The organism is Streptococcus infantis (genome assembly GCF_047460825.1).
Lineage (GTDB): Bacteria > Bacillota > Bacilli > Lactobacillales > Streptococcaceae > Streptococcus > Streptococcus infantis_V.
Genome location: NZ_JASHFO010000003.1, coordinates 11,534 through 25,926 on the forward strand (window position 1 = coordinate 11,534; position 14,393 = coordinate 25,926).

At 41.8% G+C, this 14,393-nt stretch carries 7 protein-coding genes and 2 pseudogenes; 8 read left to right on the plus strand and 1 reads right to left on the minus strand.

Annotation, left to right across the window (positions count from 1 at the left end):
• Positions 1-192 precede the first annotated feature (192 nt).
• The 3 genes and pseudogenes from QM911_RS01555 to QM911_RS01565 form a co-directional block, all read left to right on the plus strand.
• Positions 193-5,283, plus strand: a pseudogene (locus QM911_RS01555) (SIALI-17 repeat-containing surface protein); the annotation flags it as partial.
• 125 nt (positions 5,284-5,408) lie between these two features.
• Positions 5,409-6,227: pseudogene (locus QM911_RS01560) on the plus strand (phosphate ABC transporter ATPase); the annotation flags it as partial.
• A 9-nt stretch (positions 6,228-6,236) separates the two neighbouring features.
• Positions 6,237-7,085: an NAD(P)H-hydrate dehydratase gene (locus QM911_RS01565; RefSeq protein WP_414312944.1), complete on the plus strand. Its 849-nt coding sequence runs from the start codon at positions 6,237-6,239 to the stop codon at positions 7,083-7,085.
• 23 nt (positions 7,086-7,108) lie between these two features.
• Here QM911_RS01565 and QM911_RS01570 read toward each other — a convergent pair whose 3' ends face one another.
• Entirely contained in the window at positions 7,109-7,294 is a 186-nt protein-coding gene (locus QM911_RS01570; RefSeq protein ID WP_414312893.1) for a hypothetical protein, read from the minus strand.
• A gap of 118 nt (positions 7,295-7,412) precedes the next feature.
• Here QM911_RS01570 and QM911_RS01575 point away from each other — a divergent pair, with 118 nt between their 5' ends.
• From QM911_RS01575 to gyrB, 5 genes are all read left to right on the plus strand, one after another.
• On the plus strand, positions 7,413-9,866 hold the full coding sequence (locus tag QM911_RS01575) for a bifunctional DnaQ family exonuclease/ATP-dependent helicase (protein WP_414312894.1): 2,454 nt from the start codon (positions 7,413-7,415) through the stop codon (positions 9,864-9,866).
• 32 nt (positions 9,867-9,898) lie between these two features.
• On the plus strand, positions 9,899-11,122 hold the full coding sequence (locus QM911_RS01580; RefSeq protein WP_414312895.1) for an FtsW/RodA/SpoVE family cell cycle protein: 1,224 nt from the start codon (positions 9,899-9,901) through the stop codon (positions 11,120-11,122).
• A gap of 10 nt (positions 11,123-11,132) precedes the next feature.
• Positions 11,133-11,684 carry a DJ-1 family glyoxalase III gene (locus QM911_RS01585; protein WP_414312896.1) on the plus strand — a complete coding sequence of 184 codons (552 nt, stop codon included), beginning with the start codon at positions 11,133-11,135 and terminating at the stop codon, positions 11,682-11,684.
• Between the two features lie 106 nt (positions 11,685-11,790).
• Positions 11,791-12,354, plus strand: a complete 564-nt coding sequence (locus QM911_RS01590; protein ID WP_414312897.1) for an HAD family hydrolase — start codon at positions 11,791-11,793, stop codon at positions 12,352-12,354.
• A 14-nt stretch (positions 12,355-12,368) separates the two neighbouring features.
• Positions 12,369-14,315, plus strand: a complete 1,947-nt coding sequence (gene gyrB, locus QM911_RS01595) for a DNA topoisomerase (ATP-hydrolyzing) subunit B (RefSeq protein WP_414312898.1) — start codon at positions 12,369-12,371, stop codon at positions 14,313-14,315.
• The last annotated feature ends 78 nt before the right edge of the window (positions 14,316-14,393 follow it).

A 14,393-nucleotide genomic window follows, 5' to 3' on the forward strand; every position in this document is an offset into this window, starting at 1 on the left:
GAGGATAAGTTATCACCAGATTTGGCAGGCGCTATTAAAAGTGCAGAGGCAGACTTTGTTTCAGAGACTAAAGTGGAAGAGGTAGCTACTAAGTCCCAAGCTCTCGAAGAAACTTCTTCAAAACCAGTAGAAACTAAAAATTCTACAGTAGAGAAGGGAGTAACAACCGTAGAAAATGCTTCTACAGAAGTAGCTCCTACTGAGACCAATGCAGTAATAGAACCCACGAAACCAGCTGAAGTAAATGGAACGGTGGAGAAAGCTGATTCATTTACAGCAGACAAACCTGCAAGTAATGCAGAAATTGATGCCGCAAAATCTCAAGTAGCTAAAAAAGAATATACGGTATTTCCAAGACCTCAAAAGGTTACTTATGGCGATGGTGTTACTGCTCTAGAAGGAAAGGTAAACCTTGTCTTTAGCGATGGCTTAGATATCTATACACGTAACCGTGCCAAAGAAGTTCTCCAAGCTAGTAATGTGTCTTACACTACCAGTACAAAAGCTACAGAAGGGGCGACCAACATTTTCCTTGGAGTGCGTGGGAAAGCTCCTCTGGCAGAAAAAGAAGTCCAAGATATTTCGTCTGAATTATACGATAAAATTGATGCCTATGTCTTGCGCGTGAAGGACAATAAGATTTCGATTGTCGGAAAGGATACCGATGCTGTCTTCTTTGGACTAACAACCTTGAAACAGATGCTGAAGGAGAGTCCTGTCCCAGTTCTTCGAGATGTGACCGTAGAAGACTACGCAGAAGTGAAGAATCGTGGCTTTATCGAAGGTTATTATGGAAATCCTTGGACCAAGGAAAACCGTGAGGAGTTGATGCGCTATGGTGGCGACTTGAAGCTAACTCAGTACTTCTTTGCGCCTAAAGACGATCCCTATCACAATGCAAAATGGCGTGAACTCTATCCAGAAGAAAAAATGTCAGAGATTCGTGATCTAGCTCGTGTGGGGAATGAAACAAAGACTCGTTATGTATGGACCATCCATCCATTTATGCATAATAAGATGCGTTTTGATACGGATGAATTATATAAACAGGATTTAGATGTCATTAAAGCGAAATTCACCCAATTGCTGGATGCAGGTGTGCGTGAATTTGGGGTTCTAGCTGATGATGCGGCCTGGCCTGTTGGTGGCTACAATAGTTATGTTCGGTTAATGACCGACCTGACAAATTGGCTAACTGAACAAGAAACAAAATATAGCGGCCTTCGTAAAGATATGATTTTCGTTCCAGCCTGGTATATGGGACAAGGGACAGAAGATGAACTTCGTACGCTCAATGAACGCCTTCCAGAAACGGTCCATTTAACTCTAACAGGAGGAAAAGTTTGGGGTGCAGTTGACCAAACCTTCCTAACAAATTTGAAGAAGAATTTGACAGAAGGTGGCAAGAAGTATCGTCCGATTCATTTCTGGATTAACTGGCCTTGTAATGATAATACCAAGCAACACTTGATTCTAGGTGGTGGTGAAAAATTCTTACATCCCAATGTTGATTTGTCCTTGGCGCAGGGCATCATGCTAAATCCGATGCAACAATCCGAAGCTTCAAAGGTAGCCCTTTTTGATGTGGCTCAGTATGGTTGGAAACAATGGAGAAGTGCGGAAGAAGCTGAAAAAATCAATGATATGGCCTTTAACTATGTGGTCAATGGAAATTTTGAGGAAAGTGATGTATCAAAAGCCTTTCGTGAACTTGGTAAGCATATGCGCAACCAAAACCGTCCTCCACATGTCACAAAATTGGAAGAATCTGTTGAGCTTGCACCTAAATTGACAGACTTTTATAACAAATTGAAGGCTGGTCAAAATGTAGACGCAGAGAGAAAAGAATTAAAGGATATCTTTGCAAACTTGAAGGCTGACGCCCTCCTTCTGAAAGAAAAAGGGGACAAGAAGCTTATTGACCAAATCCACTACTGGTTAGATAATACAGTGGATCAGATGGATGCTTTAGAAGCCTTGCTGACAGCGACAGAAGGTCTGGCTGAAAAGAATGATGCTAAGGTTTGGGAGTATTACTATGCTGGGGTTAAGTATTACGATCAGTCCATTAGTTATTCCTTCTTTTATGTGGACCATTATGAACGTGCAGAGTTTGGAGTGCAACATATTCGTCCGTTTATCAATAACTTAAAGGAATACTTGGCAACACATATCCAGACCATGCTTCATCCAGATAAACTTGTGACCACCTTTATTACCAACCGTGCGGGGATTGAAGGAGGTCTTGCAGAAGTAACAGATGGCGACTTGGATACTCATGCGATTGTCAAGACGACAACCGTTATTGAACGAGATGATTATGTAGGACTTCGTTTCAATAAAGCCATTAAGGTCCATACGCTAGGTTTTGCTACAGGAACAAAGACAGCCGATAATTATACCTTTGGTAATGCCCTTGTCGAGTATCAAAACGAACAGGGCGACTGGGTAGCTCTCACAAGTCCAGCCTACACAGGTAGAGAACGTACGCTTGAATTTACTAATCTTGATATTACGGCACAAGCAGTTCGCATGCGTGCCACTGCTAAGAAAGATAATGCTTGGCTTGCCATGCGTGAGATTGCCGTCAATAGACCGCTCGAACTTGGAAGCAAGAAGGTAAAAGGAACCATTACCCTTAGTCCAAATCTGGTTTACAAGTATGGAACCAGTGTGCTTCAAATGCAAGATGGCAAAGATAACACCGAATCTATGATGGCTCATGCCAATCAAACAAATGTGACTCCAGAAAATGCTTGGGTTCAAATGGACTTGGGTGGAGCTAAGAAAGTGAAACATGTTCATCTAGTTCAAGGGGAAGGTGATAAACTAACAGCTGGTGTCATCGAATATTCTACAGACGGTACAAACTGGAAGACACTTCAGACCTTAGCTGGGGATCGAATTTCAGATATTAGCCAAACCTTCACAGCCCAATACGTTCGTGTTCGTAATACACAGCTTCTCAGCAAATGGTGGAGAATTGCGGACTTTAGAGTTGACGTTGATACACCAAATACTGATTTGACCGTCACCAATGTCGACAGCCTGAAGGAAACGCCAGTAGTAGACAGTCGTGGTCGCTATGAAATGACCTTACCTCAAGGGAATCATCTTCCAGCAAATGGCTATCTTGGCTTGAAATTAGACCGCCTCCATGAAGCTAGTTCAATTGCACTTGAAGGTGCAGGTGAAACAGGTTTGACACTGGAATATTCAGCAAATGAAGTAGAATGGATGAGCGCTGACCAACTTCCAGAACACGCCTTGGTACGCTATGTACGCATCGTGAACAAGACAGATAAGGATCAAGCGCTTCCTACTGGAAAATTAGTCGTCAAGACAAAAGAAGTGGATCCAACTGAACTCATATCAACCACTATGGGTATTCACCAATATTATGGTGCTAATGATGTTCGTCGCATTCACAATTTAGGTCAACTTTTTGATGGAGACTTTAATAATTTTGTAGAATTTTCTGATTATCAACGTAAAAACGGGGAAATTGTCATGAAACTTGGCACAACTCGTCAAATCAAGAAGATTCGTGCCTATATTCAGGATGCTCAGCGTAATTATTTGCGTGATGGAAAGATTCAAGTCAGTGAAGATGGTAAGAATTGGACGGATGTTGTAACAGTCGGAGATGGTGTGGAAAATGAAATTCGTGATAATTCCTTGACCGACGGATGGACACATGATTCTGCCAACCCAGGAAATCGTTATATCGAAGGTGTTCTGGATCAACCTGTAACCGCTAAGTTTATGCGTGTTCTCTTTACAGCGGATTATAATGCTCGTTTTGTAGGATTTAGCGAAATCGTGATCAATGATGGTGAATTTATCAATCCTGAAAATAATCCTACAGTGACAGGAAATGGTAGAGAAGCAGCGGATAACCTGAAGAAAAATATGACTGACGGTAATGTATTGACAAGCTATGCAGCTACTGAAGATAAAGGAGAGCTTGTTTATCATTTATCTGAAGAAACCAAGGTCAATCATGTTCGCTTGATTGCTGACTTGCCAGAAGGTGCAAAAGTAAATGTCCAAGTTCGTACCTTGAATGATGCTGGTGAATCAGTCTGGAAAAATTTGGGTGAAGTAAGATCAAGTTTCCAAACCTTTGCCCTTTCAGGAAAAAATCCACGGATTCTCGATGTAAAAGTTTCTTGGGAAGGTGGAGAACCAGAGTTCTACGAAATGACTACCTTCTATCAAGAAGTGGAAAACGATCCAGAACCGACAACAAGTAAAGGCGACGAACCAGCTCCGGTAGTAGAAGTCCCAGAATTTGAAGGTGGTGTCAATGCAGTAGAAGCCGCTAAGCATGAGTTGCCAGAATACACTGAGGCAGTTGGTACAGCAGGTGAGGATCCAGCTCCAGTAGTAGAAGTGCCAGAATTTGAGGGTGGTGTCAATGCAGTAGAAGCGGCTAAGCATGAGTTGCCAGAGTACACAAATGCAATCGGTACAGTAGGAGACGAACCAGCACCAGTAGTAGAAGTCCCAGAATTCAAGGGCGGCGTCAATGCAGTAGAGGCTGCTAAGCATGAATTGCCAGAATACACAGAGGCAGTTGGCACAGTAGGCGACGAACCAGCTCCAGTAGTAGAAATCCCAGAATTCAAGGGTGGCGTCAATGCGCTAGAAGCCGCTAAGAATGAATTACCAGATTACACAGGAACAGTGGCTACAGCTGGAAATGAGCCTGCACCAAGTCTTGTTAAACCAGCCGAAGAGGTCCGTATCTTGACTGATAAGGAAACTGGAGTTCTGGTAGCAGGGCTAACTACAGAGTTATCTAAAGACCTCAAGCTTCAAGTTCAAAAGGTTCTACGTCAAGAATTAGCTGGTAAGCACTACGATGCTTATCAAGTGAAATTGCTGGATAAGGACAATCAAGAAGTTGAACTTAAAGGTGCTGTTCTAGTGAGATTGCCAGTCAAGGGTCAGGTTCAAGGAGTTTATCACATGAGCTTAGATCAAGGCTTGCAGGTTCAAAAGGTGACGCTTGTAGGTGATATGATTGAATTTACAACCAAAGATCTAGGACTTTATGCGATTGTCTATAAAGAACAAAACCAAGAACCAGTAGAATCAGTAGACCAAGCTCATGGGCTAGCAGCTCAGGGAGAGGTTTCTGGAAATAATCCAGGAAAAGCAAATTCAGCAAGACTTCCAGAAACAGGTGAAAGTCGATCTGATACAGCTGCCTTCCTAGCAAGTCTCAGTCTTGTTTTATCAGTAGCTCTACTAACAGTTAAACGTAAAGAAAAGTAAGGTTGAAAACTCCCAGCTCTAAAAGCTAATCATTATAAAAGAAGGAGAAGATAGCATAGTCTTCTCCTTTATTAATTGGGTAGTGAGGTGTATAATGAAAGTAAGAGAATGTGAGGAGAAGGTCCATGATTGTAAAAGTTTGTAATGCAGATTTTAGTCTCCAGTGGGATGGGATGTATCAATTTGCTCTTGAAAACTATCCTCAGATTAAAGAATGGGAATTGGAGAAGCTAGCAAAGTTTATTGCTTACGAACAGGACCATCATCGTCAGACCATTGTGGAATGTGAGAATCATGAATTAAATATACAAATTCATGATTACTTGCAAGAGCATAGCTTTTTTCCTCCGTACAGGCCAAGTCATCGACTTGTAGCTTCTACCTATGATATCCAGAGGAAGTTGGTTACTTCAAATTATTGTAGTCATACTTGTACAGTTGAGGTGGCTCAGGCTATTTTTCAGATTGGAAAACTCATGTCGGCGGTAAAAGTATTTGGTAAAAGTGGGGCTGAGCTAGTTACAGATAGTCGTAATGCAGCTTCTGATCCAGCAGACTATTTTGACTATATCATGTTCGGATGGTCTAATACGACTTCAGGCTACCGACTCGCTATGGAGCGTTTGTTAGGACGGGCACCGTCTGAGGAGGAATTACAAGAAAAGTTCATTCCTGGCGTTAGTTTTCATTTTCTGTATGAAGAATTAATTCAAGCACCAGGCTATATGTTTGATGGCTATCATGTTGCGAAGGTAAGAGATAGTTTAGATTTAGATACCTTTCTTCATTTGTGTGTTATTCCTTCAAAAGATAAGTCTTGTTTTGAAGGTTTGATTCCTTGTCAATTACAAGATAGAGTGACTTACCTAGACTATGAAGGAGAAGGGTTACAGGCTTGGAGTACTAAGGTTAATCAAGTACTACATGGTAAGGATAAGTTGAAGGGGGAGTGTATGAGAGAGATTGATCAAGCTCTACTAAAAAAAGTAATCATCGAGCGTCCTCGTTCTAGTCATAAGGGAGACTATGGTCGTCTTCTCTTGATTGGGGGGACGTATCCCTATGGGGGAGCCATTATTATGGCTGCCTTAGGGGCTGTTAGAAGTGGCGCAGGCTTGGTGACAGTAGCTACGGATAAAGAGAATATTCCAGCGCTACATAGCCATTTGCCTGAGGCTATGGCTTTTGCTCTTGACGATAAGCAATTACTTGAGCAGCAGTTAGAGAAAGCGAATGTTGTCTTAGTTGGACCTGGGTTAGTGGATGATGAGCGCGGAGAACAGCTACTTCAAACAGTCTTTCATCATTTAAATCAAGACCAGACTCTCATACTGGATGGTGGTGCCTTATCTATTTTTGCTAAGAGGGGGATGAAATTTCCTAAAGCTAAGCTTGTTTTAACGCCACACCAAAGGGAATGGCAAGCCTTGTCAGGATTAGATTTGACGTCCCAAGGAACTGAGGAAACAAGAGAAGCTTTGATGAGTTTTCCTTCAGGAACGATTTTGGTTCAAAAAGGCCCTGCGACTCGAATCTGGCAAGCTGGTCAAGTTGATTTTTATCAGTTAGAGGTTGGGGGTCCCTATCAGGCGACTGGGGGTATGGGGGATACTCTGGCTGGGATGATTGCTGGCTTTGCAGGTCAATTCCCACAGGTTAGTCTCTATGAAAGAGTGACGGTAGCGACCTATTTACATTCAGCAATTGCCCAAGAACTGGCTGAGGATAATTTTGTAGTTCTGCCAACCACGGTCAGTCAACATATCCCAGCCTTTATGAAGAAAATACAAAAAGACACCTGAGGTTTTCAGGTGCCTTTTAAGGATTAGAAGAGGCCTTTGACCTTATCTACAAGACTGTCAAGCCCTTCTGAGCCTGAAACCAAAGCTTGTGCTTGGTTAAGATACTCACCGAGTTGGTCCTTATTTTCTTCGACAAAGGTTTTTGCGGCAGCCAAATCTTTTTTCTCGATTAGCTCTTTTACTTGATTAAACAAATCTAATGGGTTCATGAAGTCACTCCTTTTCTACACTTCTATTCAATCATTTTTTGAAAAAACTTGCAAGAAACTTGCCCCTTCCAATAAAGTTCATGGATGTCAAATGCTGTAAATTTTGATATAATTTTTAATGATGAATTTTAGAAATGATCGGTACGTTGTCGTGGATTTAGAGGCGACTAGTACCGGAAGCAAGGCAAAAATTATCCAAGTAGGAATCGTGGTCATTGAAAATGGTGAGATTGTTGACCAATATGCCACGGATGTCAATCCCCACGAACCTTTGGATTCTCATATCAAAGAATTAACGGGTTTGACCGACCAGAGACTAGCAGAGGCACCAGAGTTTTCTCAGGTGGCTGGAAAAATTTTTGACTTGGTCAAGGACGGTGTTTTTGTTGCGCACAATGTCCAGTTCGATGCCAATTTGTTGGCAGAATTTCTCTTTTTTGAGGGCTATGAATTGCGCACTCCCCGTATCGATACAGTCGAGTTGGCTCAGGTGTTTTATCCTCAGCTTGAAAAGTATAATCTGGGGATTCTCTGTCAAGAGTTGGGAATTTCACTAGAAAAAGCCCATACTGCCCTATCAGATGCCCAAGCAACAGCAGAGCTCTTCCTCTGTATGCGACAAAAAATGTTTCAACTGCCAAAAGGCTTATTGGAGCGCTTGTTAAGTTTGTCAGATGGTTTATTATATGAGTCTTATCTGGTCATCGAGGAAGTTTATCAGAAGCATTCCATCCTAGTTGAACATGACTTGGTAGAGGTGCAAGGTTTATTTTTAAGAAAAGAAAAACCAGCCCTTTCTCCACGCAAACTCTCAAAAGATTTCCAAACCAATATTGCCTTGTTGGGGTTGGAAGATAGAGCCCCGCAAGCTAGCTTTGCTCAAAAGGTCCAAGAGTTTTTACAAGAGGAAACAATTTCTTTTATTCAGGCTCAAACGGGGATCGGAAAAACCTACGGCTATCTCCTGCCAGCCTTATCACTAGAAAATGAAAAAGGAATCCTCCTCAGTGTTCCTACTAAAGTTCTACAAAATCAAGTGATGCAAGAAGAGGCTCGTAGATTGGAAGAGGTCTTTCACCTTTCGATTCATAGTCTTAAGGGACCACAAAATTACTTAAAACTAGATGCCTTTCACGCAGCGCTAGAGGAAGAAGAGTCCAATCGCTTGTACACACGTTTCAAGATGCAACTTCTAGTTTGGTTGACTGAAACAGAAACAGGGGACCTAGATGAGATTGGCCAGCTTTACCGTTACCAGCAATTTTTGCCAAACTTGGTACATGATGGGAACCTTCCCAAAGCCTCTCTCTTTTGGCTAGAGGATTTTTGGAGACGGGGGCAGAAAAAAGCTCGCTCTTGCCAGCTACTTGTGACCAATCATGCTTATCTCGTTACCCGACTTGAGGACGATCCCAGTCTGTTAGAGGGCCGTCTCTTGATTTTGGATGAGGCTCAAAAAATCTTATTAACTTTGGAAAATCTTTCGCAGAAGAGTTTCGTATTAAACGACATAGTAGACCAGCTAGATCAAGCCTTAGTTCGAGAAGAAGGGACGCTTCAGAGACGCTTGATGGAGAGTATTCGCTTTGAGCTTTGTCACTTGATGGACCAGTTCCTATCTGGTAAGCGTAGAATGTGCCCGACGACTACAATGGCACAACTCCAACAGGATTTCTCTGAGCTAGGCGTTCAAGGTTTCCAGGACTATCAGCGATTTTTCTGTACTGATGGAGAATTTTGGCTATCAGCCTCAGACTTGTCTAGCAAGAAGGTTGTCATTTCTTCCAGTCGCAATCAACGTCTGCTCTTTTCTGAGATTTTTCCAGAGAGTTGTCAACTCTTAGCTGTCTCTGCAACCTTGGAAATTAGTAGCAGAGTATCTTTACCAGAACTAATGGGATTTCCTCATGCATCCTTTGACCGACTGGAAGAGAATTTTCAAGAAAATCAAGAAATTTTGATCGTCAAGGATTTTCCATTGGTGACAGAAACCTCTCAAGAAGACTATGCTCAGGCTCTCGTGGAAGTGCTGGAAGATTTGTCCTATCTTGAAGAACCCATGCTCGTTTTATTCACTTCAAAAGACCTTTTGTTGCAGGTGTCTGACTCTCTCTCTCAGCCTCACCTAGCCCAATATAAAAACGGAGATCCTGCTCAACTCAAGAAACGATTTGAAAGAGGAGACTCTCAACTCTTACTAGGGACAGGTAGTTTTTGGGAAGGAGTTGATTTTGCAACTCATCCTCGAGTGATTGAAGTGGTGACACGCCTGCCCTTCCAAAATCCAGAAGATCCCTTTACGAAAAAAATGAATCAGGAACTGCGTCTTGAAGGGAAAAATCCTTTCTATGACTATCAACTGCCGATGGCTATTATTCGCCTCAAACAAGCGATTGGTAGAACCATGCGTCGTCTTGGACAGCGCTCATCTGTCCTTATCTTAGATAGCCGAATGACAAGCAAACGATATGGAAAGCAGATTAGCAAGGCCTTGTCACAGACTAGTCGAGTGAGAGAAGTTGGCAAAGAGCAAGTATTCTCAAAAGTTCAAGAATTTTTACACAAAAAATAAAATAAACATCTGAAAGAATGAAGGAGACCTTTATGAAACGTTCTCTCGACTCTCGGGTCGATTATAGTTTGATTTTACCAGTATTCTGTTTGCTGGTGATTGGAGTGGTAGCTATTTACATTGCTGTCAGCCATGACTATCCTCAAAATATTTGGCCTATTCTTGGTCAGCAACTAGCATGGATCGTCTTGGGAATTGTCATCAGCTTTGTAGTCATGTTTTTTAATACAAAATTTTTATGGCAGGCGACTCCCTATCTCTACGCCCTAGGTCTAGTCCTCATGGTTTTACCCTTGGTTTTTTACAATCCCAATTTGGTGGCGGCAACAGGGGCTAAAAACTGGGTGTCAATTGGAGGAGTGACACTTTTCCAACCTTCCGAATTCATGAAAATTTCCTATATTTTGATCTTGGCTCGGGTCATTGTCCAATTCACACAAAAACATAAGGAAAAAGAACGAACGATTGCATTAGACTTTCACTTGATATTGTGGTTGATTGTCTTCACACTGCCAGTTTTAGTTTTACTGGCCTTGCAGAGTGACTTAGGAACGGCCTTGGTCTTTGTCGCAATCTTTGCTGGACTCGTCTTGCTTTCTGGGGTATCATGGAAAATTATCATTCCAATTTTTGCGACAGTTGTATCAGGAATTGCAGGATTTTTGGCAATTTTCATCACAAAAGATGGGCGTGCTTTCATGCATCAGATCGGGATGCCAACCTATCAGATCAACCGTATCCTTGCTTGGCTCAATCCCTTTGATTATGCACAAACGACCACCTATCAACAGGCCCAAGGGCAAATCGCCATCGGAAGTGGAGGATTATTTGGTCAAGGATTTAATGTATCCAATCTCCTTATTCCCGTTCGTGAGAGTGATATGATTTTTACAGTCATTGCAGAAGATTTTGGTTTTATCGGCTCTGTCCTTGTAATTACACTTTATCTCTTACTTATCTATCGAATGTTAAAAATCACTCTGAAGTCCAATAACCAATTTTATACATACATTTCAACTGGATTTATTATGATGCTCTTGTTCCATATCTTTGAAAACATTGGGGCGGTGACAGGCCTGCTACCTCTGACAGGGATTCCTTTGCCTTTCATTTCCCAAGGAGGATCAGCCATTATCAGTAATCTGATTGGTGTTGGTTTGCTTCTATCGATGAGTTATCAAACGCATCTAGCCGAAGAAAAGAGCGGTAAGACAAGATTTAAACGGAAGAAAGTTGTTTTGAAAAAAGTTAAATAAGGAGTAAATCATGGCTAAAGTAGCAGTTATCTTAGCAGATGGCTTTGAAGAAATCGAAGCCCTAACAGTTGTGGACGTATTACGTCGTGCCAATATTACTTGTCATATGGTTGGCTTTGAAGCCCGAGTGACGGGATCACATGCCATCCAAGTACAAGCAGATCGTGTGTTTGATGGTGATTTATCTGACTATGACATGATTGTCTTACCAGGAGGTATGCCAGGTTCAGCTCACTTGCGTGATAATGAGCAATTGATTGCTGAACTTCAAAAATGTGAGCAAGTTGGTAAAAAAGTAGCAGCCATTTGTGCAGCACCAATTGTACTGAATCGAGCCGGTCTCCTCAAGGACAAAGAGTTCACCTGCTATGATGGTGTCCAAGAGCAAATTGCTGATGGTCACTATCGCAAGGAAACAGTAGTTGTCGATGGTCACTTGATTACCAGTCGCGGTCCAGCAACTGCCCTTGCCTTTGCTTATAACCTAGTAGAACAACTTGGTGGAGATGCAGATGCTTTGAGAGAAGCCATGCTCTATCGTGATGTGTTTGGAATAGATTAACTAAAACGAGAGGAATCTATCAATTAGGGGATTCTTCTCGTTTTTTACTGTTAAATATAGAAGGAAATCGTCGCTTTTTTGATAAAAAAATGCTATAATGAAGGGTATGAAATATCACGATTACATCTGGGATTTAGGTGGAACTTTACTTGATAATTATGAGACTTCGACCGCGGCTTTTGTGGAAACATTAGCTCAATTTGGAATCGAAGAAGAACATGATAAAGTTTATAATGCCTTGAAAGTGTCAACTGCTTTTGCGATTGACCAATTTGCCCCAACAATAGAGCATTTTTTAGAAAAATATAAGGAAAACGAAGCGCGAGAGCTTGAACATCCTGCCTTGTTTGAGGGAGTACCTGCTTTATTGGAGGAAATCTCAGACCAGGGAGGACGGAACTTTTTAGTTTCGCATCGCAATGACCAAGTTTTGGATATTCTTGAAAAGACAGGTATTGCTGGCTATTTTACAGAAGTAGTAACAGCTAGCTCTGGCTTTAAGAGAAAACCAAATCCAGAGTCTATGATCTATTTGCGAGATAAGTATAAGATTAGTTCTGGTATCGTGATTGGTGACCGTCCTATCGATATTGAAGCTGGACAAGCAGCAGGCTTAGCGACGCATCTCTTTAAAAATATCGTGACATTGAGACAAGTATTAGACATGTAAGAAAAAGGGGAAAAATGACAGAAGATATTAAAAACCAACAGGTACAAGATTATGATGCCAGTCAAATTCAAGTTTTGGAAGGTCTGGAAGCTGTTCGTATGCGTCCAGGGATGTATATTGGATCAACTGCCAAAGAAGGTCTTCACCATCTTGTATGGGAAATTGTAGATAATTCTATTGATGAGGCCTTGGCAGGATTTGCTAGTCATATTGAGGTCTTTATTGAACCTGATAATTCCATTACTGTTGTCGATGACGGTCGTGGTATTCCAGTTGATATCCAAGAGAAAACAGGACGACCTGCCGTTGAAACAGTTTTTACTGTCCTTCACGCCGGAGGTAAATTCGGCGGTGGTGGCTACAAGGTGTCAGGTGGGTTGCACGGTGTGGGCTCATCCGTTGTAAATGCTCTTTCAACACAGTTAGATGTTCGCGTTCATAAAAACGGAAAGATTCATTACCAAGAATACCGCCGTGGTCATGTTGTTGCTGATCTCGAGGTGATTGGAGATACAGATAAAACAGGGACAATCGTTCACTTTACTCCAGACCCAGAAATTTTTACAGAGACAACCACATTTGACTTTGATAAATTAAACAAACGTATTCAAGAGTTAGCCTTTTTGAATCGCGGTCTTCAAATCTCCATCACGGATAAACGTGAAGGGCTTGAACAAACCAAACATTATCACTACGAAGGTGGGATTGCGAGCTACGTTGAGTACATCAATGAAAACAAGGATGTTATTTTTGAAAACCCAATCTACACAGATGGTGAAATGGATGACATTACAGTAGAAGTTGCTATGCAGTATACAACGGGTTACCATGAAAATGTCATGAGTTTCGCTAACAATATTCATACCCATGAAGGTGGGACACACGAACAAGGTTTCCGTACAGCATTAACTCGTGTTATTAACGACTACGCTCGTAAAAACAAACTTCTCAAAGACAATGAAGAAAACCTAACAGGGGAAGACGTCCGTGAAGGTTTAACTGCCGTTATTTCTGTGAAACATCCAAACCCACAATTTGAAGGTCAAACCAAGACTAAACTTGGAAATAGTGAAGTTGTGAAGATTACGAATCGCCTATTTAGCGATGCATTTTCTGACTTCCTTCTGGAAAATCCACAGATTGCTAAACGCATCGTAGAAAAAGGGATTTTAGCTGCGAAAGCACGTGTGGCTGCCAAGCGTGCGCGTGAAGTTACTCGTAAGAAGTCAGGTTTAGAAATCTCAAACCTTCCAGGAAAGTTAGCAGACTGTTCATCAAACAATCCAGCTGAAACTGAACTCTTCATCGTCGAAGGAGACTCAGCGGGAGGTTCTGCAAAATCAGGACGTGATCGTGAGTTCCAAGCTATCTTACCAATTCGTGGTAAAATCCTTAACGTTGAAAAGGCAAGTATGGATAAAATCCTTGCGAACGAGGAGATTCGTAGCCTCTTTACAGCTATGGGGACTGGCTTTGGTGCTGAATTTGATGTCAGCAAGGCGCGTTATCAGAAATTGGTTATCATGACAGATGCCGATGTTGATGGAGCCCATATCCGTACTCTCTTGTTAACTCTAATTTATCGTTATATGAAACCCGTTCTAGAGGCAGGTTATGTTTATATCGCTCAACCACCAATTTACGGTGTTAAAGTCGGTAGTGAAATTAAAGAATATATTCAACCAGGCGCAGACCAAGAAATCCGCCTCCAAGAAGCCTTGGCTCGCTACAGCGAAGGTCGTTCTAAACCAACCATTCAACGTTATAAAGGTCTTGGAGAAATGGATGACCACCAACTTTGGGAAACTACTATGAATCCTGAACACCGCCTCATGGCTAGAGTATCAGTAGATGACGCTGCTGAAGCTGATAAGATTTTTGATATGCTCATGGGCGACCGTGTGGAACCACGTCGAAAATTTATCGAAGAAAACGCTGTTTACAGTACTCTTGACGTATAAAAAAATTGGGAAATAGTTCCCATGGTTTGAAAAATATGATATAATCATTACAATTGTTTCATGTATAAAAAGGAGTTT

Coding starts and splice junctions, on each gene's coding strand:
- QM911_RS01565 (WP_414312944.1), top strand. CDS start 6,237: ATGAGAGAGATTGATCAAGCTCTACTAAAAAAAGTAATCATCGAGCGT.
- QM911_RS01570 (WP_414312893.1), bottom strand. CDS start 7,294: ATGAACCCATTAGATTTGTTTAATCAAGTAAAAGAGCTAATCGAGAAA.
- QM911_RS01575 (WP_414312894.1), top strand. CDS start 7,413: ATGATGAATTTTAGAAATGATCGGTACGTTGTCGTGGATTTAGAGGCG.
- QM911_RS01580 (WP_414312895.1), top strand. CDS start 9,899: ATGAAACGTTCTCTCGACTCTCGGGTCGATTATAGTTTGATTTTACCA.
- QM911_RS01585 (WP_414312896.1), top strand. CDS start 11,133: ATGGCTAAAGTAGCAGTTATCTTAGCAGATGGCTTTGAAGAAATCGAA.
- QM911_RS01590 (WP_414312897.1), top strand. CDS start 11,791: ATGAAATATCACGATTACATCTGGGATTTAGGTGGAACTTTACTTGAT.
- gyrB (WP_414312898.1), top strand. CDS start 12,369: ATGACAGAAGATATTAAAAACCAACAGGTACAAGATTATGATGCCAGT.